We start from the raw sequence: 20236 nt of genomic DNA on the forward strand, positions 1-20236 counted from the left end.
ACAGGAATGCAATGATGACAACGACCTCCCCCACACTCTGGCCCCGGCTGGCCGCCTTCCTGGGCGCTGCCCTGCTCGCGGGCAGCGCCCTGGCCGCGCCCCTGAAGATCGGCGTGGTGCCGGGCATCTTCGCGGACTCGGTGGAAGCCGCCGCCAAGGAAGCCAAGAAGCAGGGCCTGGACGTGCAGGTGGTGGAATTCACGGACTGGGCCACGCCCAACGTGGCGCTGGACGCGGGCGACATCGACCTCAACTACTACCAGAACAGCAACTACCTGGCCAATGCAGCGCGCAGCAAGGGCTTCAAGTTCACCAGCGTGCAGGCGGGCATCCTGTCCTACCTGGGCCTGTACTCCACGCGCCACAAATCCCTGGCCGACCTGCCCACGGGCGCCAAGGTGGCCATTGCCAGCGACCCCGTCAACGTGGGCCGCGGCCTGCGCCTGCTTCAGCACGCGGGCCTGATCACGCTGCGCCCCGACACCGGGCTGCTGGGCACCCAGGCGGACATCGTCTCCAACCCCAGGAAGCTGCAGTTCGTGGAGATCGAAGGCCCGCAGCTGGCGCGCACCACGCCCGACGTGGACCTGGCCCAGGGCTTTCCGTACTTCATCATCGCCTCCAAGGCCTTCGATGCCAGCAAGGGCCTGGCCTACACCAGCTACGAGGACGACTCCTGGGCCATCCAGTTCGTGGCCCGCAGCGACCGCGCGGCCGACCCGCGCATCGCCCGCTTCCTGGACATCTACAAAAACTCCGACGTGGTGCGCAAGACCATCCACGCCTTCTACCTGAACGACCAGAAGCTCTACCGCCTGGCCTGGTTGAAGAACTGACGCAACGGACTGCAGGACCCGCCCCATGACGCAAGCCAAGCGCCACATCCACGTCAACGCCTTCAACATGAACTGCGTGGGCCACATACACCACGGCCTGTGGACCCATCCGCGCGACCGCTCCACCGAGTACGGCACGCTGGCCTACTGGACCCACATCGCCAGGGTGCTGGAGGAAGGCCTGTTCGACGGCATCTTCATCGCCGACGTGGTCGGCTACTACGACGTCTACCAGGGCGGCGTGGACCTGACCCTGCGCGAAGGCATACAGCTGCCCGTCAACAACCCCTGGCTGCTGGTCTCGGCCATGGCGGCGGTGACGCGGCACATCGGCTTCGGCCTCACGGCCACCGTGGGCGCGCACCAGCCCTATACCTTCGCGCGCGACGTGACCACGCTGGACCAGCTGACCAATGGCCGCATCGGCTGGAACATCGTCACCGGCTATGTGGACAGCGGCGCGCGCGGACTGGGCCAGAACGGCCTGGCCGAGCACGACAGCCGCTACGACCGGGCCGACGACTTCCTGGAGCTTTCCTACAAGCTCTGGGAAGGCAGTTGGGAAGAGGGTGCCGTGATCGCCGACAAGGCGCGGCGCATCCACGCCCTGCCCGACAAGGTGCACCCGGTGGTGCACGAGGGGCCGTTCTACCGCGCCAACGCCATCCACATGAGCGCGCCTTCGCCCCAGCGCACGCCCGTGCTGTTCCAGGCCGGCACCTCGCCGCGCGGGCTGCGCTTTGCGGGCCGGCATGCCGAGGGCATCTTCATCGGCGCGCGCACGCCCGAGGCCGCGCGCGAGGCCTCGCGCCAGCTGCGCCAGGCCGCCGTGGACGCGGGCCGGCGCCCCGAGGACATCAAGATCTACGCCGGCGTGGCCGTGGTGCCCGGCCCCACCGAGGCCGAGGCGCGCGAGAAATACGCCGACTACCTGGCCCACGCCAGCGCGGAAAGCGGGCTGGCCCACTTTGCCGCCAGCACCGGCGTGGACTTTGCGCAGTACGGGCTGGACGACCCCATCTCCTTCGGCAACACCAACGCCATCCAGTCGGCGGCGCAGGCCGCGCAGAAGCAGGGCTGGACCACGCGGCGCAAGCTGCTGGAGCAGTTCACGCTGGGCAGCCGCTACGCCACCATCGTGGGCGACCCGTCCCAGGTGGCCGACGAGCTGGAGCGCTGGATCGACGTGGGCGAGATCGACGGCTTCAACCTGACCCGCATCGTCGCGCCCGAGACCTGGGAAGACTTCGCCCGCCTGGTCGTGCCCGAGCTGCAGAACCGGGGCCGCTACCGCACCAGCTACGGCGACGACGCCACGCTGCGCCAGCGCCTGTTCGGCCAGGGCGACCGCCTGCCCGCCAGCCACGCCGCCGCGCGCTGGCGGCGTTGAAGTCCTTAGCCACCCTCCCCCACCGGCCCGTGGCCCGGCTCTGCCTTGCAGGCAGGCCGGGTTGGCGGGCCTTTGAATTTGCAAAGCCATGACCACCACCCTCCCCTGCGCCACCGAGCCTGCGGCCTACGCGGCGCCCGGCCCAACCACAGACGGCCCGGCCGATCCCGACGCGCCCTCGCTGCCATCCCTGCAGGCGCGCTTTCGCCCTGTGTTCGACCGCATCGCCCAGGGTGCGGCCGAGCGCGAACGCACGCGCAGCCTGGCCCATGAACCCATCGCCTGGCTGCGTGACAGCGGCTTCACCGCGCTGCGCGTGCCGCGCCGCCTTGGCGGGGCCGGCGCCAGCGTGGAGCAGCTGTTCGCGCTGTGGACCGAGCTGGCCGAGGCCGACTCCAACGTCGCCCAGATCCTGCGCCCGCACTTCGGCTTTCTGGACCGCGTGCTCATCGACCGCGATGCCGCCACCCAGGCCCGCTGGCTGCCGCTGGCCGCGCGCGGCGCCGTGTTCGGCAATGCCACCACCGAGGTCGGCGCAGGCACCCTGGGCACGCTGCAGACCACCCTGGTGCCCGACACGCAGCCCGGCTGGTGGCGGCTGGACGGGCGCAAGTTCTACAGCACGGGCACGCTGTATGCCGACTGGGTGACCGTGGTGGCGCGCGCGGTGGAGCCGGGCAAGGAGGACCAGACCGTGCACGCCGTCGTGCCCACCTCGGAGGCCGGCGTGCAGCGCTTCGATGACTGGCGCGGCTTTGGCCAGCGCCTGACCGGCTCGGGCACCACCGTGCTCAGCCAGGTGCGCGTGCCCGACGACGCCGTGATCCGCTTCCCGCGCGCCCAGCCCACACCCCTGGTGGCCTATTTCCAGCTGGCCCACCTGGCCACCCTGGCCGGCATTGCCCGGGCCTTGCAGCGCGATGCCATCGCCTATGTGCAGGCGCGCCGCCGCGTGTTCAGTCACGGCAGCGCCACCCTGCCCAAGGACGATCCGCTGGTGCAGCACATCGTCGGCCAGCTGGCCGGCACGGCCTACATCGCGGGCCTGGCCGTGGCCGACGTGGCCGCCGAACTGGGCCGCATCGCGCGCGAGCGCGAGGCCGGGCGCGAGGTGCCGCTGCAGCAGCTGCATGCCCTGGAGCTGCGCACGGCCCAGGCCCAGGTGGCCGTGGTCGATCCCGTGCTGCAGGCGGCCGCGCGGCTGTTCGAGGTGGGCGGCTCCAGCGCCCTGTCCGAAGACCTGGCACTGGACCGCCACTGGCGCAATGCGCGCACCCTGGCCTCGCACAACCCCGTGCTGTACAAGGCCCGCTCGGCGGGCGACATCCTGCTCAACGGCGCCGACCCCATCTACTACTGGCACGTGGGCGTGACGGGCGTGGCGGGCTGAAGGCCCTTGCGCGGCCGCGCTGCGCAGGGACGGGCGCAGCGGCCGTGCGCATATCGCCAGAACGCATTAGCACATGCCATGCGCCACAAAATTCCTTTCAGAAACAAGCACTTGCCAAGGCACCCAAACCGATAAGCAAATGCGTTAAGTTTCTTTCGCCATACCGGCGTTCGGCCCTGTAATGAAGGCATCCATCCCACCTCATCCGGGCTGGCAGTCTTCGCAAACCGCATGCCGCGCTGCCTCCTGGAACCCACGCCAAGGAGTTTCCATGAGCCGATCGCTGAAGACTGTCATCGTCAATGGCAGCCTGAGCCGCCCCTCCCGCACCCGTGTCCTGCTGGACGCCCTGCATGCCCGCCTGGGCCAGGAGCTGCCGCTGCAGGCACAGGTCATCGACCTGCTGGACCTGCAGCCCCACCTGGGCGCGGCCCTGTCCAAGAGCGACCTGCCGCCGGCCACGCTGCAGGCCATCGAAGCCATCGAGCAGGCCGACTTCCTGATCGTCGGCGCGCCGGTCTTCCGCGCCAGCCTGCCGGGCCTGCTCAAGCACCTGTTCGACCTCATCGACCTGGACGCGCTGCAGGGCACGCCCGTGCTGCTGGCCGCCACCGGCGGCAGCCCGCGCCACGCCCTCATCCTGGACCACCAGCTGCGCCCGCTGTTCGGCTTTTTCTCGGCCCTCACCCTGCCCATTGGCGTGTACTCCACGCCCGAGGACATCCAGGACGGCCAGGTCCACAGCGAATCGCTGCGCCAGCGCATCGAGCTGACCGTGCAGCTGTCGGCCCCGGTGCTGCGCGGTGCGCTGCAGCAGCTGGTGCAGGCCCAGGCACAGGCCGAGGCACAGCGGCCCGTTCCCGAAGCCGCCGACCTGGCCCTGGCCGGGCAGCCCGCGTGAGCCAGGCAGAGGCTGTCCCTGCGGACCCGATAGCCACTGCGCAGGATCTGGCGCAGCGCCTTGCCGCCACGGCGGCCCGGCGCGATGCCGCAGGCGGCACGCCCAAGGCCGAGCGCGATGCGCTGCGCGCCAGCGGCCTGCTGGCACTGAGCATTCCGCGCGAGCTGGGCGGCCTGGGCGCGGACTGGGTGCAGACGCTGGAGACGGTGCGCATCCTGGCCACGGCAGACGGCTCGCTGGCCCATGTCTACGGCTTCCAGCACCTGCACCTGGCCACCGTGCAGCTGTTCGGCCAGCCCGCCCAGTGGCGGCCCTGGCTGCTGCAGACGGCACGCCACCGCTGGTTCTGGGGCAATACGCTGAACCCTCTGGACCGCCGCACCACGGCCACGCGCCAGCCCGGCCACTGGGAGTTCTCGGGCAAGAAAAGCTTTACCTCGGGCGCGCTGGACTCGCAGATGCTGGTGGCCTCGGCCATCGATGCCGACAGCGGCCAGCTGCTGATCGGCGTGGTGCCCACGGAGCGCACGGGCATCACCTTGCTGCGCGACTGGGACAACATGGGCCAGCGCCAGACCGACAGCGGCTCGGCCCTGTTCGAGCGCGTGCGCGTGGAGGCGGCCGAGCTGCTGCTCGACCCCGGCCCGCTGTCCACTCCCCATGCCGCGCTGCGCCCGCTGCTGGCCCAGCTCATCCTGGCCCATCTGTTCCTGGGCATTGCCCAGGGTGCGCTGGAGCAGGCGCGCGGCTACACGCTGAACGAGGCGCGGCCCTGGTTCAAGTCCCCTGCCGATGCAGCCAGCGCAGACCCCCACATCCAGGCGCTGTATGGCGAGCTGTGGGCCGCGCTGGAAGGCGCGCGCCTGCTGACCCTGCAGGCCGCGCAGCGCTTTGACGCCGCCTGGCGCCGGGGCCCGGCGCTGACCGCCCACCAGCGCGGCGAAGTCGCCGTGGCCGTGACGGCCGCCAAGATTGCCACCACGCGCTCGGGGCTGGACCTGTCCAGCCGCATCTTCGAGGCCACGGGCGCGCGCGCCACGCACGCGGCGCTGCGCTTTGACCGCTTCTGGCGCAACCTGCGCACGCAGACGCTGCACGACCCGCTGCACTACAAGCTGCAGGAGCTGGGCGACTGGGTGCTCAACGGAACCCATCCGCAGCCCAGCTTCTACTCGTGACGCCGCGCCATGAACACCCGTCTGCCCACCTGGCCGCCCGGCAAGTCCTCGGCAACACCTGCGCCCGCGCCCGCAGCCTCTGCCGCGCACGATGACGGCGCCGCGCCCGCGCCGTGGATACTGCAAGACCCGGCCTCGCAGGCCCTGCTCAAGACCATGGGACAGGTGGCCGCCAGCGAGGCCGGCGTCCTCATCCTGGGCGACAGCGGCGCCGACAAGGAAATGGTGGCCCGCCACATCCACCGCCTGAGCCCGCGCCGCCACGGCCCCTTTGTCGCCGTCAACTGCGGCGCGCTGTCCGAGGCCCTGATCAACGCCGAGCTCTTCGGCCACGAAAGCGGTGCGCTGACGGGTGCCTTCGGCAACCTGCCCGGCCGCTTCGAGGACGCCCACGGCGGCACCCTGCTGCTGGACGAGATCGACGACCTGCCCCTGCACATCCAGAGCAAGCTGGTGCGCGTGCTGCAGGACAAGGCGGTCACCCGCATCGGCGCCAGCCAGCGCACGCCGGCCGATGTGCGCGTGCTCGCGGCCAGCAGCGCGCCGCTGCACACCAAGGTGGCGGCGCGGCGCTTTCGCGAAGACCTGTACTACCTGCTCGATGTCGTCACCCTCACCGTGCTGCCGCTGCGCCAGCGCCCGGCCGACATCCTGCCGCTGGCGCGCCACTTCATCGAGAGCTACTGCCAGCGCATGCGCTACGCGCCCATGGCACTGAGCCAGGACGCGCAGCGCAAGCTGCTGGAGCACGACTGGCCCGGCAACAGCCGCGAGCTGGAGAACGTCATCCACCGCAGCCTGCTGCTGACCCAGGGCATGCACATCGGCGCGGGCGACCTGCACATCGCCAGCAGCCAGGGCGAGCCCGATCCCGTCCCCACACGCGAGGCCGAACACGGCGCCCAGGCCGCCGCCGCCGAACTGGCCCTGGGCGAAGCGCTGGACAGCCTGTGCGACGTGCATGCCGAAGGCCTGGAGCAGCACGTGCTGGGCGCCCTGCTGCTCAAGGCCTGGCAGCGCAACCGCGGCAACCAGGTGCAGACCGCGCGCCAGCTGGGCATCAGCCGCAGCGTGGTGCGCGCGCGGCTGCAGCGCCTGGGCCAGGTGCCGGGCGAGGCCGCGCCACCGTCTTTTCCATCGTCCCCGGAGATCCCATGAGCCAAGACCCCCACGCATCGCCAGACATCTTCTGGTTCCTGCCCACCTCGGGCGACACGCGCTACCTCGGCACCTCCGACTTCGGCCGCGCCCCCACCAACGCCTACATGCGCCAGATCGCCGTCACGGCAGAGGAGCTGGGCTACGACGGCCTGCTGATCCCCACCGGCAGTTCCTGCCTGGACCCCTGGGTGGTCGCCTCCAGCCTGGTGCCCGTCACGCAGCGCATCAAGCTGCTGGTGGCCCTGCGCACCTCGCTGGGCGCGCCCGTGTCCAGCGCGCGCCAGGCCGCCACGCTGGACCAGGCCCTGGGCGGGCGCCTGCTGCTCAACGTGGTGCCCGGGGGCGATGCCACCGAGCTGGAGGCCGACGGCATCTTCCTGGCCCACGACGAACGCTATGCCTACGCCGATGAATTCCTGACCATCTGGCGCCGCCTGCTCGCCGGCGAGGCCGTGGATTTCGACGGCAAATACTTCAAGGTCAAGCAGGGCCGCAACTTCTTTCCCCCGGTGCAAAAGCCGCATCCGCCGCTGTACTTCGGCGGCTCCTCGGACGCCGCCCATGACCTGGCCGCGCGCCAGGTGGACGCCTACCTCACCTGGGGCGAGCCCCCCGCCGCCGTGGCCGAAAAGTTCGCCGACATCCGCCGCCGCGCCGCGCAGCAGGGCCGCCAGGTGCGCCTGGGCGTGCGGCTGCACGTCATCGTGCGCGAGACCAACGAAGAGGCCTGGGCCGATGCCGAGCGCCTGATCAGCAAGCTCACCGACGAGGACATCGCCCGCGCCCAGGCCGGCTATGCGCGCATGGACTCCGTGGGCCAGTCGCGCATGGCCGCGCTGCACGGCGGGCGGCGCGACCGGCTGGAGGTGGCGCCCAACCTCTGGGCCGGCGTGGGCCTGGTGCGCGGCGGCGCCGGCACGGCCCTGGTCGGCGATGCCGCCACCGTGGCCGAGCGCCTGCGCGAGTACGCCGCGTTGGGTGCGGACAGCTTCGTGCTTTCGGGCTACCCGCACCTGGAGGAATCCATCCGCTTTGCCGAGCTGGTCTTCCCCCTGCTCGGCAAGCGGGCGGTCACCACCAGCGACCAGGCCCAGACCGGCGGCGCCTTCGATATCCGCAGCATCCAGCGCAGCCAATCCGCATCGTGAGCCGCCCGGGGCCGCGCCCCCGGACAGACCGGAGTCTGTGCACGCAACGCGATCAACGCCACAATCCGCCCGTCCCCCACGATGAGAGCGTGACGTTGCCATGAGCCTGAGAATCGATGACGAAATAACCTTCCGCAGACTGGAGGTGCTGCTCGCCTTCCTGGAGACAGGCAATCTCGCCAAGACGGCGGAACGGCTGGAGACCAGTTCGGTCAGCGTGCACCGCGCCCTGCACGCGCTGGAGGCCGGCATGCGCTGCGCCCTGTTCCGGCACGAGGGGCGCAACCTCAAGCCCACCGAGGCAGCGCAGACCCTGGCCGATGTCTCCAGGGAAGTGCTGGCCACCATGTCCGAGGGCATACGCGCCACGCGCGAGGTGGCAGGCTACTCGGCGGACCGCATCCGCATCGGCTCGCTGTACTCCCTGACCAACCGCACCGTGCCGGCGCTGGTGATGGCGCTGAAGCTGCGCCGCCCCGATCTGCAGACCGAACTGGTGCTGGGCTCGAACGCCGGCCTGCTGGAGCGGCTGCGCAACGGAACGCTGGACGCGGCGCTGATGGCCATGCCGGACAACGCCGCCGACATGCAGACGCAGCTGCTGTTCGAGGACGACATTTTCTTTGCCGCGCCCGTGGGCTCGCCCTATGCGCATCTGGCCGAGGTCGATCTGGGCGCCATGGCGCGCGAGAACTTCGTGAGCCTGGGCGAAGGCTTTGCGACCTATGGCGGCTTCATCGAGTCCTTCCGGGTGGCCGGCTTCACGCCCAACGTGGTGATGAAGACGGATGACATCTTCTCGCTGATGAACCTGGTCAGCGGCGGCGTCGGCTACACGCTGCTGCCCGGGCGGGTGCGCGGCGTGATGCCGCAGAAGGTGCAGCTGATACCGCTGCAGGCCAGGTACCTGATGCGCCAGACCATCGTGCTGACCTTTTTGCGCTCCCGCGAACGCGACCCCAACCTGCTGGCCCTGCTCAGCGTGTGCCGGCTCGCGGACGGGCAGCTCGGCTGACCCGCCATACCGGGGGCGACAGCCCCGCTTCGCCGGGTTAACCCTTCATTGTTTCTCTCTGCGTAATTGTTGGCGCTCGCGCTTTATTGATGCGCTCCGGGCCGCCGCGTACCGTGCATACCAGCATGCACACGTATTGCAGGCGCATAAAAAACCGGAGACATCGCATGAATTCCCATTGGATATCGATTGGCGCGTTGATAGGCATGTTCGTCCTGGCGACGGCACTGCCCATCAACATGGGCCTGCTGGCCTTTGTCGGGGCCTTCCTGGTCGGCACCCTGGTGGCCGGCATGGGGACCAAGGCCATCATTGGCGGCTTTCCCGCCGACCTGTTTCTGACGCTGGCGGGCATCACCTACCTGTTCGCGCTGGCGCAGAACAACGGAACCATCGACTGGCTGGTCCGCATGGCGGTGCGCGCCGTGCGCGGGCGCATTGCCGCCATACCGTGGATCATGTTCTTCATTGCGGCCCTGCTGACGGCGGTGGGCGCCGTCAGCCCTGCGGCCGTGGCCATCATCGCGCCCATTGCCCTGGGCTTTGCCGCCAAGTACGGCATCAATCCGCTGATGATGGGTCTGCTGGTGATCCATGGCGCGCAGGGCGGCGGCTTCTCGCCCATCAGCATCTACGGCGGCATCACCAACAAGATCGTGGCCAAGGCGGGCCTGCCGCTCAACGAGATGGCCACCATGCTGGCCAGCATGGGGGTCAACCTGGCCGTGGCCGTGCTGCTGTTCTTCCTGATGGGCGGCGCCCGGCTGATGCGCATGAAGGCCGACGCCGATGGCAGCGTGCCCGCCACGCCGCGCGTCTCGCATGCCCAGGGCGGCGCCCAGGTGTATGGAGACGCCGAAGGCGAGGCCCTGTCCGAGGAGCGCAACACGGCTGCACGCTCCAGCGACTCGCTGATGCGCGCCGCCCCTGAACAGGACGCCGCCCCGCAATCGCGCAGCTACCAGGTGGCCACCGTGGTCGGCCTGCTGGCGCTCGCGGTCCTCACCCTGTTCTTCAAGCAGGACATCGGCTTTGTCTCCATCACCATCGGCCTGGTGCTGACGCTGATGGCGCCCAACCTGCAAAAGCGCGCGCTGGGCCAGGTGTCCTGGCCCGAGATCATGCTCATCGTGGGTGTCAGCACCTATGTGGGCGTGATGGACAAGATGGGCACCATCGACTTCGTAGGCCACAGCGTGGCGCAGCTGACCTCGCCCCTGGTGGCGGCCTTGCTGCTGTGCTTCGTGGGCGCCGTGGTGTCGGCCTTCGCCTCCTCGACGGCGGTGCTGGGCTCGCTGATTCCGCTGGCCGTGCCCTTCCTGCAGGGCGGCTCCGATGTGAGCGCCGTCGGCTTCATCGCGGCCATGGCCGTGTCCTCGACCATCGTGGATGTCAGCCCCTTCTCGACCAACGGCGCCCTCGTCCTGGCCAATGCCAAGGGCGTGGATCGCGACCGCTTCTTCCGCCAGCTGATGGTCTACGGCGGCCTTGTCACCCTGGTGGCGCCGCTGCTCGTGTGGCTGCTGTTCGTGGTCCTCTAGCCAGGCACTTCGACCGGGACGCACGCCCCCTGCCCCCTCCATGTCACGCCAACCCCTGATATCCCATGACTGACCCCTCCTGGAACCTCAAAGCCGGGGAGCGCGCCGCCAGGCTGGCGCGCGCCCGGGCCGCCCTCGGGCCGCGTCTGGCCGGCAAGCGCGTCGATGCCGGCGCCATCACCGAGCTGCTGCACGCCGTGCTGGCGCCCGGCGACCGCGTCTGCCTCGAAGGCAACAACCAGAAGCAGGCCGACTTCCTGGCCCGCGCCCTGGTCCAGCTCGATCCGCAGCAGGTGCACGACCTGCACATGGTGCAGTCGGTGCTGGCGCTGCCGGAGCACCTGGATGTGTTTGAAAACGGCATCGCGCGGCGGCTGGACTTCAGCTTCTCCGGCCCGCAAGGGGCGCGGCTGGCCAAGCTGGTCTCGGCCCGGCAGCTGGAGATCGGGGCCATCCACACCTACCTGGAGCTGTTCGCGCGCTACTTCGTGGACCTGACGCCCAAGGTGGCCCTGGTGGCGGCCCACGCGGCCGATGCCCAGGGCAACCTGTACACCGGCCCCAACACCGAGGACACGCCGGCCATCGTCGAGGCCACGGCCTTTTCGGGCGGCATCGTCATCGCCCAGGTCAACGAGATGGTGGATGGCACCACCACGGCGCTGCCGCGCGTGGACATTCCCTCGGACTGGGTGCATTTCGTCGTGCAGGCGCCCCGGCCCAACGTCATCGAGCCGCTGTTCACGCGCGACCCGGCCCAGATCAGCGAAATCCAGGTGCTGATGGCCATGATGGCCATCAAGGGCATCTACGCCGAGTACGAGGTCCAGCGCCTGAACCATGGCATCGGCTTCGACACGGCGGCCATCGAGCTGCTGCTGCCGACCTACGGCGAATCGCTGGGGCTGAAGGGCCGCATTGCGCGGCACTGGGCGCTGAACCCGCATCCGGCGCTGATACCGGCCATCGAGGCCGGCTGGGTGGAGTCCATCCATTCGTTCGGCTCCGAGCTGGGCATGGAGGACTACATCCGGGCGCGCTCGGACGTGTTCTTCACCGGCGCCGACGGCAGCCTGCGCAGCAACCGCGCCTTCTGCCAGGCGGCGGGCCACTATGCCTGCGACCTGTTCATCGGCTCGACGCTGCAGATCGACCTGGACGGCAACAGCTCCACCGCGACGCTGGGGCGCATTGCCGGCTTCGGCGGCGCCCCCAACATGGGCGCGGACGCGCGCGGCCGGCGCCATGCCAGCGCCGCCTGGCTCAAGGCCGGGCGCGAGGCGCGGGCGGGCCGCAGCGGCGCGGCAGGCACGCCGCGCGGGCAAAAGCTGGTGGTGCAGATGGTGGAGACCTTCCGCGAGCACATGCAGCCCGCCTTCGTGGAGCGGCTCGATGCCTGGACGCTGCAGGAGCAGGCCGGCATGGACCTGCCGCCCATCATGATCTACGGCGAGGACGTGACCCACATCCTGACGGAGGAAGGCATTGCCAACCTGCTGCTGTGCCGCAGCGACGAAGAGCGCGAGCAGGCCATCCGCGGCGTGGCCGGCTACACGGCCGTGGGCCTGGCGCGCGACCGTCGCATGGTGGAGAACCTGCGCGACCGCGGGGTGATCCGCCGTCCGCAGGACCTGGGCATCGACCCGCGCCAGGCCACGCGCAATCTGCTGGCCGCGCGCAGCATGCGCGATCTGGCCCAGGCCTCGGGCGGGCTGTACCAGCCTCCCCGCCGATTCAGGAACTGGTAGGAGAGACGATATGAGCGAGATACCCGCAGGGCTGGAGTCCCTGAGCTATTGCTTCGCAGGCGGCCGGCCGGCCGGCGGCTTTGCCCCCGTCCTGGTCGGCGTGGTCGGCTCGGGCAACCTGGAGGTGATGCTGGAGAGCACGGGCGGCGATGGCTGCGAAGTGCAGGTGCAGACCTCGGCACACGGCTTCGGCGCCATATGGCAGGCCGTGGTGGAGGATTTCCGCGAGCGCCACCCCGTGGGCGGCGTGCGCGTGTCCATCAACGACATGGGGGCCACGCCGGCCGTGGTCAGCCTGCGGCTGGACCAGGCCCTGGCCGAACTGCAGGGAGGCCAGCCATGATCAGCTACGCGGAATGCACGGCGCGCGAGCGCCTGGCGAAGCTGCTGGATGCCGGCAGCTTCCATGAATGGCTGCCGCCCTCCGAGCGTCTGACCAGCCCGCATCTGGCACAGCTGGGCGTGCCCAGCGCCTTTGACGACGGCGTGGCCATCGGCCGGGGCCTGCTGGGCGGGCGCACGGTGTTCGTGGCCGCGCAGGAGGGCGAATTCATGGGCGGCGGCGTGGGCGAGGTGCATGGCGCCAAGCTCGTGGGCCTGCTGCGCCGCGCCCTGCTGGAGCGGCCCGCGGCCGTGCTGCTGCTGGCCGAGTCGGGCGGCGTTCGGCTGCATGAGGCCAATGCCGGGCTGATCGCGGTGTCGGAGGTCATGCGCGCCCTGCTGGACGTGCGCGCCTCTGGCATCCCTGTGGTGGTCCTCATCGGCGGGGCCAACGGCTGCTTCGGCGGCATGGGCATCGTGGCGCGCTGCGCCGACCAGGTGGTGATGAGCGACATAGGCCGCCTGGCCATGTCGGGACCGGAAGTGATCGAGGCCTCGCACGGCGTCGATGAATTCGATGCGCGCGATCGCGCCCTGGTCTGGCGCACCACCGGCGGCAAGCACCGCTGGCTGTGCGGCGACTGCGATGCGCTGGTGGCCGACGATGTCGAGGCCTTCCGCGCCGCCGCCATCGCCGCGCTGGACCACTCCCGTCCGGTGACTCTTGAAGGGCTGCTGCACGAGCATGCGCTGCTGCGCGCGCGGCTGGACACCCTGGACGCCCTCAAGGCGGGCAGCGCCATCGGCCCGCAGGACGAGGCCATGCGCCTGTGGCAGGCCCTGGGCGTGCCCGACGCCTGGCGCGTGCCCGACCTGGACGCCGCCGCCGTGCGTGCCTTGCGCACGACGCCCGCCACGGGCATTTCACAGGAGTAGCCGCCATGCAATGGAACACACTTGCCGAGCACCTGTTCGGCCCGGGCCACCAGATTCAGGCCAACGGCGATTTCCTCGAAGGCCACGCCGTGTTCGATGGCCAGACCCTCGCCATCGTCGGCACCACGGGCCACGCGCCCATCGGCGTGCGGCTGGCCCTGGCCCAGGCCCGGGTGGTGCTGGAGACGGTCGGCGCGCACCCTGGCCGCCCCATCGTGCTGCTGATCGACACGCAGGGCCAGCAACTGCGCCGCCATGACGAGCTGCTGGGCATCAACCGCGCCATGGCCCACCTGGGCACCTGCATCGACCTGGCTCGGCGCCGGGGCCACCGCGTCATCGGCCTGGTCTATGACCAGGCGCTGTCGGGCGGCTTCATCACCTCGGGCCTGATCGCCGATGCCTGCTACGCCCTGCCCGAAGCCGAGATCCGCGTGATGCGCATCCCCGCCATGTCGCGCATCACCAAGCTGCCCGAATCCCTGCTCAATGCCCTGTCCGAGTCCAACCCGGTGTTCGCACCCGGCGTGGGCAACTACGTGGCCATGGGCGGCGTGCGCGGCCTGTGGCAAGGCGATCTGCAGGCGGCGCTGCGCGACGCCCTGGCCCACAGCCCGCGCGAGGACATGCGCGCATTGGACGGCGCCGAGCGCGGCGGCCGCAAGCTGGCCGCCGAGGTGGTGCAGCGCGTCCTGGCCGCTGGATGAAGGCAGGCCGCAGCATGCTGGACACCCTGCACCGCCACCAGCTGGTGGACCTGGGCCCGCAGGCCTGGGCGGACCTGCTGGAACGCCCCTGGGATGCGCAGGCGCGCGAGATCCTCACGCACTGGCGCGACCATGCACTGCCGCTGGTGGTCGCGCGGCAGTCGGCCGACCATGCCGCCGCCGGCCTGATGGCGCTGGGCCTGCCTGCGCCCGGGCGCTGGCAGCGGCGGCGCATGGGCTTCGATGTGGCGCGCGGCGCGGCCATCGGCACCCGCGAATTTCCCTCGCTGGATGGGCTGATGGCCTCGCCCCTGGCGGTGTCCGGCGCCCTGCGGCAGGCGCTGGACTCCTTGCAGCAGCGATTGCACACGGCCGGTGCGACGGGCTTTGTCTTCGGCAGCCACGGATGGCAGTGCATCACGGGCCTGCCCTATCTGCGGCCCGGCTCGGACATCGACCTCTGGGTGCCGGTCGATGGCGCCGAACAGGGCGATCGGCTGGCCAGCCTGCTGCAGGCCATGCCGCAGGAAGGCCCGCGCGTGGATGCCGAGCTGGTGTTTCCCGGCGGCTGGGCCGTGGTCTGGCGCGAATGGGCCGCCTGGCGTGCAGGCAAGGTGCGATCGGTCCTGGTCAAGGGCCTGCACGGGGTGGCACTGCGTGAAGACCATGACTGGTGTGCGTCGGCTGCGGCGCCTGGAGTTCCTGCATGAAACCTGCCCTTCTCCACCCGGCCCGGACCTTGCCATCGACCGGGCATATCGGCCGCGCGGCCACGCTGGCCCTCTACGACGAGCTGTCGCTGACACCCAAGCCCGGCCTGGTGACCCTGGTGGACCGCGGCAGCCATGACGACATGGATGCCCACAGCTTCATGCGCAGCCTGTTCGCGCTGCGCAGCTACTTCCCCAAAATGGCCCAGGCAGGCAGCCAGGGCGCATCGTTTCCCGTGCTGGAGCGCCTGGGCATCGAGGCGGAGCAGCGCATGCTGGCCGCCACCGGCGGCATCAACACCCACCGTGGCGCCGTCTTCATGCTGGGTCTGCTGTGCGCGGCCGGCGGCGCGGTGCTGGCCGAGCAGGCCTGCATTCCCGGCGCCGCATGGCTGCGCGAGGCCCTGTGCCGCCACTGGGGGGAGGCGCTGCAGCAGCGCAGCCTGCGGACCTCCGCCCTGCCCGGCGGCATCGCCGCGCGCCGCCACGGCCTGCGGGGCGCCTCGCAGGAGGCTGCCCTGGGTTTCCCCATCCTGTTCGAGACCGCCGTGCCGGCGCTGGCCAGAGCGCATGCCAGCGGGCTGCCCGCTCCCTTGGCGCGGCTGGAGGCCCTGTTCCACATCATGGCGGTGCTGGACGACTGCAACCTGGCCCACCGCGCGGGCATGCAGGGGCTGCGCCATGGCCAGGATGCCGCGCGGCGCTTTCTCCAGGCGGGCGGCTGCGCGCATCCCGAAGGCCTGTCCAGGGCGCAGGCCATTTGCGACGATTTCGTGGCGCGCCGCCTTTCGCCGGGCGGCGCGGCCGATACCCTGGCGGCGGCCTGCTGGGTGCTGCGTGTCTGCGAGCGGCCATGAGCTTTGCACTGCTGTTTTCGGGCCAGGGTACGCAGCATCCCGCCATGCTCCCCTGGCTGGCGGACGATGCATGGACACAGGCAGTCTGCGAACAGCTGCAGGTTTCGCACTGGCGCGACAGGTTGGCCGATGCGCCGTGGGCCGAGTCCAACGCCGTGGCCCAGCCGCTGCTGGCGGGCCTGGCCATGGCCGCGTGGATGCAGCTGTCCCCGCAACTGCCCGCGCCTTCGGCCGTGGCGGGCTACAGCGTGGGGGAACTGCCCGCATTCGGTGCCGCGGGCGCGCTGGATGCCTGCGACATCGTTGCCCTGGCCACGCGCCGCGCGGCGGCCATGGACCGCTGCGCGCAGCAAATGCCCGGCGGCGGGCTGCTGGCCGTCAGCGGCCTGCCGCCCGCACGCATGGCCGCCCTGCTGGAGACGACCGGGCTGGCCGTGGCCATACGCAACGGCCCAGAGAACCTCATCCTGGGCGGCCCCCATGCGGCGCTGGAGCAGGCGCAGGCGCTGGCGGCCCGCCAGGGCGCGCATGCCACCCGGCTGCGCGTGCAGGTGGCGTCCCACACCCCGTGGATGCGACAGGCCGCACAGGCCTTCGCACAGGACCTGGGCCAGGTGGCCGTGCACGCGCCCGCCGTGGCGCTGTTCAGCAACACGGCCCGGCGGGTGCGTGATGCCGCAGGAGCCCGTGCAGCCCTGTCCGAGCAGATAGCGGGCACGGTGCACTGGGACGACTGCATGGACAGCATTGCCGCACGCCAGGTGCGGTGCGTTCTGGAAATCGGCCCCGGCCAGGCGCTGGCACGCCTGTGGAACCAGCGCCATCCGGACATTCCGGCCCGCTCCTGCGACGACTTCCGCAGCGCGGCGGCCATTGCAGGCTGGATAGGCAGGCACTGCGGGGACTGAAGCCCCGGAGCCTTGCGCCGCAGCCTTTGCGCCTGAGCTTTTTGCACCGGCTTCGTGCCCCTTGATTTCTAGACCCAGGAGACAACCACCATGAGCCAAGACCTTGCACCGTCCCTTGCACCGTCCTATCCCCCATCTGCAGAGCTGGCCCGCAATGCGCGCGTGAGCGGGCGCGCCGCCTATGACCGGCTCGTCGCGGAGGCGGACGCCGACCCCCAGGCGTTCTGGGGCCGGCTCGCGCGCGAGTTCGTCGCGTGGAAGCACCCGTTCACGCGCGTGCTCGATGAAAGCCGCGCCCCGTTCTACGAATGGTTCAATGACGGCACGCTCAACGCCAGCTGGAACTGCCTGGAGCGCAACATCCAGCGGGGGTTGGGCGAGCGCACGGCCCTCATTTTCGAAGCCGATGACGGCGCGGTGACGCAGGTGACCTATGCGCAGCTTCTCGCCAGGGTCAATCGCCTGGCCAACGCCCTGCGCAGCCTGGGCGTCGGCAAGGGCGACCGCGTCGTCATCTACATGGCCATGTCGATTGACGGCGTGGCCGCCATGCAGGCCTGTGCACGCATAGGTGCCATTCACTGCGTGGTGTTCGGCGGCTTCTCCGCCACGGCGCTGCGCGACCGCATTGCGGACACGGGTGCCTGCGCCGTCATCACGGCAGACCAGCAAGTGCGGGGAGGACGGCAATTGCCCCTCAAGAGCATCGTGGACGAGGCCCTGGCCCAGTCCGGCTGCGAGCAGGTCCGCCACGTGCTGGTGGCACGGCGCACGGGCGCCGCCATCGCCATGCACCAGCCCCGGGACCTGTGGCTTGAAGAAATCACCGCAGCCCAGAGCGATGTCTGCGAACCGGAATGGGTGCCGGCCGAGCATCCGCTGTTCCTGCTGTACACCTCGGGCTCCACCGGAACCCCCAAGGGCGTCCAGCACGCCACGGGAGGCTATCTGCTGCATGCCGCCGTGACCTGCGCCTGGACCTTCGACCTGCAGCCCTCCGACATCTTCTGGTGTACGGCGGACATCGGATGGGTGACCGGCCATACCTATATCGCCTACGGCCCGCTGGCGCTGGGCGCCACGCAGGTGGTGTTCGAGGGCGTGCCCACCTACCCGGACGCGGGACGCTTCTGGAAAATGATCGAGGCCCATGGGGTGACGGTCTTCTACACGGCGCCCACGGCCATTCGCTCGCTGATCAAGGCCGCCGACGCCGATGCGCAGGTGCATCCCGCGCGCTACGACCTGGGCAGCCTGCGCATCCTGGGGTCCGTGGGCGAGCCTATCAATCCCGCCGCCTGGCACTGGTACCACGAGCAGGTGGGCAGGTGCCGCTGCCCCATCGTCGATACGTTCTGGCAGACGGAGACGGGCGGGCACATGATCACGCCGCTGCCCGGAGCCACGGACCTGGTGCCCGGCTCCTGCACGCTGGCCTTCCCGGGCATTGCCGCCGCCGTGGTGGACGAGGCCGGCAACGAGCTGCCCTGGGGCGACAGCGGCATCCTGGTGATCAAGCGCCCCTGGCCCTCCATGATCAGGAACATCTGGGGCCATCCCGAGCGGTTTGTCGCCAGCTACTTTCCCGAAGAATTCAAGGGCCGCTACTACCTGGCGGGAGACGGTGCGGTCCGCGATGCGCGCACCGGCTACTTCACCATCACCGGCCGCATCGACGATGTGCTCAACGTCAGCGGTCACCGCATGGGCACGATGGAGATCGAGTCCGCCCTGGTGGCCATGACCGACCTGGTGGCGGAGGCCGCCGTCGTGGGGCGGCCCGATGACACGACGGGAGAGGCCATATGCGCCTTCGTCGTCCTCAAGCGTTCGCGGCCCAGCGGCGCCGAGGCGGCCGACATCGCCAGGCTGCTGCGGGAGTGGGTGGCCAAGGAGATCGGGCCGATCGCCAAGCCCAGGGACATCCGGTTCGGAGACAACCTGCCCAAGACCCGCAGCGGCAAGATCATGCGGCGATTGCTGCGCAGCATTGCACGCGGCGAGCCCATCGTGCAGGACACCTCCACCCTGGAGAACCCGGCGATCCTGGAGCAGCTGTCACAGGCCTGCTGAAGGCCAGGCTGCAATCCACAAGCGATGCAGCCCTGTCAGGCCGCGAGGCCTGCAAGGCAGCCCGCCCGTTCAAGCTCCCAGATGTTGGAAAGCAGTTGCCGGGCACGTCCCTCGCCAGCGACGGGCGCGGCAAGCTCGATGAACTTGTCCTCCAGCTCCCCATCCGACAACGGCAGCTCGGGATCGCCCTTGCGGTCCGGCTGGAACCAGCCATGGCAGCGGCCATCCCTGTTGACGATCTCCACGCGCGCCGATCTCTTTCCCGGAAAGGCCCGGTCGATTTGCGGGTCCACGGCCACCTGGACACGCCCAAGCAATGCGCGAACGGCGGGATCGGCCAGGCGCTCCGGGGTGTACGCCGAAAGCCGCACGCTGCCATGGACCAGGGCCGTGGCCACCACGAAACGAAGACTGAAGCGGGCTTCGTTTTCCGTCGCAGGATCGGTGTAGCAGGCGATATCCAGGGCCGGGCCATAGGTGGCCACGGCCACGCTGCAGATGTCGTCCGCCCGCAGGGCATGCTGGCTGCGCAAGGCCAGCGCGGCGTCGATGGCGGCGAACGTATGGCCGCAGCCGACGTGGTTCTTGAAGGTGAGCCGGGTGATGTGGAAGTCCCTGCCCAGCGTCGCACCGATGTCTGACCAGTCGGGTCCGTCGCTGACTGCGCGGCCCAGGCCCAGCTCTCCATCCAGCACGTCCAGCGATCCCGTCACCCCCTGGTGCGCAAGCTGCGCGGCCAGCAGGCCGGCCTCCGCTGCGCGCCCGGCATGCAAGGGCTTGGACATCGAATCCATGCGAAATGCCTGCTGCAACCCGGCAGAGAAGGTGGCCGCCGTGGCCAGTGCATGGGCGAATTGCCCCGCATCCAGCCGCAGCGCATACCCTGCGGCCGCCGCTGCCCCGAAGACGCCCACGGTGCCGGTGTTGTGCCAGAAGCGGTAGTGGGCCCGGCCCAGGGTCACGCCAATGCGGGTGGAGACCTCATAGCCCAGCACCACGGCACGCAGGAAGTCCAGGCCCCTCGCCCCTGCCTGCTGGCTTGCCGCCAACGCCGCCGCAATGGTTGCGGCCCCGGGGTGGTACATGGCATCGCGGAAGCTGTCGTCCACCTCGGCGGCATGGGCCGCCGAACCGTTGAACAGTGCCGCCGCCCGCGCCGTGGTCATGCGGCCGTTTCCAAGCCGGCAGGACCCGCGGTCCAGATCCTCGGCAAGCACCTGCTCCAACTGTGCAAGAGGGGCCGCGCCCAGCCCCGGGAACAAAGCGGCATACCAGTCGATCACGGCACGCTTGGCATGGTGGATGACGGCTTCGGGAAGCTCGGTACGGTGGTATTGAGCGGCAAACTGCCCGAACACTTCGGTCGCATGCATGCGTGGTCTCCTTGGATTGGCCCTCAATGAGGCAGTCTTTTTT

General features: G+C 70.1%; 18 protein-coding genes. 17 read left to right on the top strand and 1 reads right to left on the bottom strand.

The features are described 5' to 3' along the window. Positions 1-11 precede the first annotated feature (11 nt). The 17 genes from BW39_RS23925 (at position 12) to acs (ending at position 18820) form a co-directional block, all read left to right on the top strand. On the top strand, positions 12-836 hold the full coding sequence (locus BW39_RS23925; RefSeq protein ID WP_012203704.1) for a MetQ/NlpA family ABC transporter substrate-binding protein: 825 nt from the start codon (positions 12-14) through the stop codon (positions 834-836). A gap of 25 nt (positions 837-861) precedes the next feature. Continuing rightward, positions 862-2226, top strand: a complete 1365-nt coding sequence (locus tag BW39_RS23920; protein ID WP_043824629.1) for an LLM class flavin-dependent oxidoreductase — start codon at positions 862-864, stop codon at positions 2224-2226. Between the two features lie 88 nt (positions 2227-2314). Continuing rightward, positions 2315-3616 (top strand): acyl-CoA dehydrogenase family protein, encoded by a 1302-nt coding sequence (locus BW39_RS23915; protein WP_043824632.1) that lies wholly within the window; start codon positions 2315-2317, stop codon positions 3614-3616. A 271-nt stretch (positions 3617-3887) separates the two neighbouring features. Further along, positions 3888-4517, top strand: coding sequence for an FMN reductase (gene msuE / locus BW39_RS23910; protein WP_043824634.1), 630 nt, complete (start codon positions 3888-3890; stop codon positions 4515-4517). After that, on the top strand, positions 4514-5695 hold the full coding sequence (locus BW39_RS23905) for an acyl-CoA dehydrogenase family protein (RefSeq protein ID WP_043824636.1): 1182 nt from the start codon (positions 4514-4516) through the stop codon (positions 5693-5695). Before msuE ends, BW39_RS23905 begins: the two co-directional genes overlap by 4 nt. 9 nt (positions 5696-5704) lie before the next feature. Beyond that, positions 5705-6853 carry a sigma 54-interacting transcriptional regulator gene (locus tag BW39_RS23900; RefSeq protein WP_043824638.1) on the top strand — a complete coding sequence of 383 codons (1149 nt, stop codon included), beginning with the start codon at positions 5705-5707 and terminating at the stop codon, positions 6851-6853. Continuing rightward, positions 6850-8004, top strand: a complete 1155-nt coding sequence (gene ssuD, locus BW39_RS23895) for an FMNH2-dependent alkanesulfonate monooxygenase (protein ID WP_012203698.1) — start codon at positions 6850-6852, stop codon at positions 8002-8004. Before BW39_RS23900 ends, ssuD begins: the two co-directional genes overlap by 4 nt. Positions 8005-8104: 100 nt before the next feature. Next, on the top strand, positions 8105-9019 hold the full coding sequence (locus BW39_RS23890) for a LysR family transcriptional regulator (RefSeq protein WP_043824640.1): 915 nt from the start codon (positions 8105-8107) through the stop codon (positions 9017-9019). 167 nt (positions 9020-9186) lie between these two features. Continuing rightward, a complete protein-coding gene (locus BW39_RS23885) occupies positions 9187-10560 on the top strand; it encodes an SLC13 family permease (RefSeq protein WP_012203696.1) in 1374 nt (457 codons plus the stop codon). A 65-nt stretch (positions 10561-10625) separates the two neighbouring features. Beyond that, positions 10626-12308 (top strand): malonate decarboxylase subunit alpha, encoded by a 1683-nt coding sequence (mdcA, locus tag BW39_RS23880; RefSeq protein WP_013803961.1) that lies wholly within the window; start codon positions 10626-10628, stop codon positions 12306-12308. Between the two features lie 10 nt (positions 12309-12318). Then, positions 12319-12651 (top strand): malonate decarboxylase acyl carrier protein, encoded by a 333-nt coding sequence (gene mdcC / locus BW39_RS23875; RefSeq protein ID WP_043824641.1) that lies wholly within the window; start codon positions 12319-12321, stop codon positions 12649-12651. Then, complete coding sequence (locus tag BW39_RS23870) at positions 12648-13565, top strand: biotin-independent malonate decarboxylase subunit beta (RefSeq protein WP_043824643.1); 918 nt, start codon at positions 12648-12650, stop codon at positions 13563-13565. The genes mdcC and BW39_RS23870 overlap by 4 nt, the downstream gene beginning before the upstream one ends. A gap of 5 nt (positions 13566-13570) precedes the next feature. After that, positions 13571-14272 (top strand): biotin-independent malonate decarboxylase subunit gamma, encoded by a 702-nt coding sequence (locus tag BW39_RS23865; RefSeq protein WP_043824644.1) that lies wholly within the window; start codon positions 13571-13573, stop codon positions 14270-14272. Between the two features lie 14 nt (positions 14273-14286). Next, entirely contained in the window at positions 14287-14982 is a 696-nt protein-coding gene (gene mdcG, locus BW39_RS23860; RefSeq protein ID WP_235264275.1) for a malonate decarboxylase holo-[acyl-carrier-protein] synthase, read from the top strand. Further along, the gene (mdcB, locus tag BW39_RS23855) at positions 14979-15839 is read left to right on the top strand and encodes a triphosphoribosyl-dephospho-CoA synthase MdcB (RefSeq protein WP_043824647.1); all 861 of its coding nucleotides are present in this window, start codon (positions 14979-14981) and stop codon (positions 15837-15839) included. Before mdcG ends, mdcB begins: the two co-directional genes overlap by 4 nt. Then, the gene (locus BW39_RS23850) at positions 15836-16747 is read left to right on the top strand and encodes an acyltransferase domain-containing protein (protein ID WP_043824648.1); all 912 of its coding nucleotides are present in this window, start codon (positions 15836-15838) and stop codon (positions 16745-16747) included. The genes mdcB and BW39_RS23850 overlap by 4 nt, the downstream gene beginning before the upstream one ends. A 90-nt stretch (positions 16748-16837) precedes the next feature. Beyond that, the gene (gene acs, locus BW39_RS23845) at positions 16838-18820 is read left to right on the top strand and encodes an acetate--CoA ligase (protein ID WP_043824651.1); all 1983 of its coding nucleotides are present in this window, start codon (positions 16838-16840) and stop codon (positions 18818-18820) included. A gap of 35 nt (positions 18821-18855) precedes the next feature. Here the strand turns inward: acs and BW39_RS23840 are convergent, their stop codons facing one another. Then, positions 18856-20193 (bottom strand): MmgE/PrpD family protein, encoded by a 1338-nt coding sequence (locus BW39_RS23840; protein ID WP_043824652.1) that lies wholly within the window; start codon positions 20191-20193, stop codon positions 18856-18858. Positions 20194-20236 lie beyond the last annotated feature (43 nt).

Origin of the sequence: Delftia sp. RIT313, assembly GCF_000632165.1 — a bacterium.
Taxonomy (GTDB): Bacteria; Pseudomonadota; Gammaproteobacteria; order Burkholderiales; family Burkholderiaceae_C; genus Comamonas; species Comamonas acidovorans.

Bases quoted from the DNA above. Each gene is read 5' to 3' on its own strand.
- BW39_RS23920 (WP_043824629.1), top strand. From the start codon at position 862: ATGACGCAAGCCAAGCGCCACATCCACGTCAACGCCTTCAACATGAAC.
- mdcB (WP_043824647.1), top strand. From the start codon at position 14,979: ATGAAACCTGCCCTTCTCCACCCGGCCCGGACCTTGCCATCGACCGGG.
- BW39_RS23870 (WP_043824643.1), top strand. From the start codon at position 12,648: ATGATCAGCTACGCGGAATGCACGGCGCGCGAGCGCCTGGCGAAGCTG.
- BW39_RS23850 (WP_043824648.1), top strand. From the start codon at position 15,836: ATGAGCTTTGCACTGCTGTTTTCGGGCCAGGGTACGCAGCATCCCGCC.
- BW39_RS23890 (WP_043824640.1), top strand. From the start codon at position 8,105: ATGAGCCTGAGAATCGATGACGAAATAACCTTCCGCAGACTGGAGGTG.
- acs (WP_043824651.1), top strand. From the start codon at position 16,838: ATGAGCCAAGACCTTGCACCGTCCCTTGCACCGTCCTATCCCCCATCT.
- mdcC (WP_043824641.1), top strand. From the start codon at position 12,319: ATGAGCGAGATACCCGCAGGGCTGGAGTCCCTGAGCTATTGCTTCGCA.
- mdcG (WP_235264275.1), top strand. From the start codon at position 14,287: ATGCTGGACACCCTGCACCGCCACCAGCTGGTGGACCTGGGCCCGCAG.
- BW39_RS23885 (WP_012203696.1), top strand. From the start codon at position 9,187: ATGAATTCCCATTGGATATCGATTGGCGCGTTGATAGGCATGTTCGTC.
- BW39_RS23865 (WP_043824644.1), top strand. From the start codon at position 13,571: ATGCAATGGAACACACTTGCCGAGCACCTGTTCGGCCCGGGCCACCAG.
- BW39_RS23925 (WP_012203704.1), top strand. From the start codon at position 12: ATGATGACAACGACCTCCCCCACACTCTGGCCCCGGCTGGCCGCCTTC.
- ssuD (WP_012203698.1), top strand. From the start codon at position 6,850: ATGAGCCAAGACCCCCACGCATCGCCAGACATCTTCTGGTTCCTGCCC.
- BW39_RS23840 (WP_043824652.1), bottom strand. From the start codon at position 20,193: ATGCATGCGACCGAAGTGTTCGGGCAGTTTGCCGCTCAATACCACCGT.
- msuE (WP_043824634.1), top strand. From the start codon at position 3,888: ATGAGCCGATCGCTGAAGACTGTCATCGTCAATGGCAGCCTGAGCCGC.
- BW39_RS23915 (WP_043824632.1), top strand. From the start codon at position 2,315: ATGACCACCACCCTCCCCTGCGCCACCGAGCCTGCGGCCTACGCGGCG.
- mdcA (WP_013803961.1), top strand. From the start codon at position 10,626: ATGACTGACCCCTCCTGGAACCTCAAAGCCGGGGAGCGCGCCGCCAGG.
- BW39_RS23900 (WP_043824638.1), top strand. From the start codon at position 5,705: ATGAACACCCGTCTGCCCACCTGGCCGCCCGGCAAGTCCTCGGCAACA.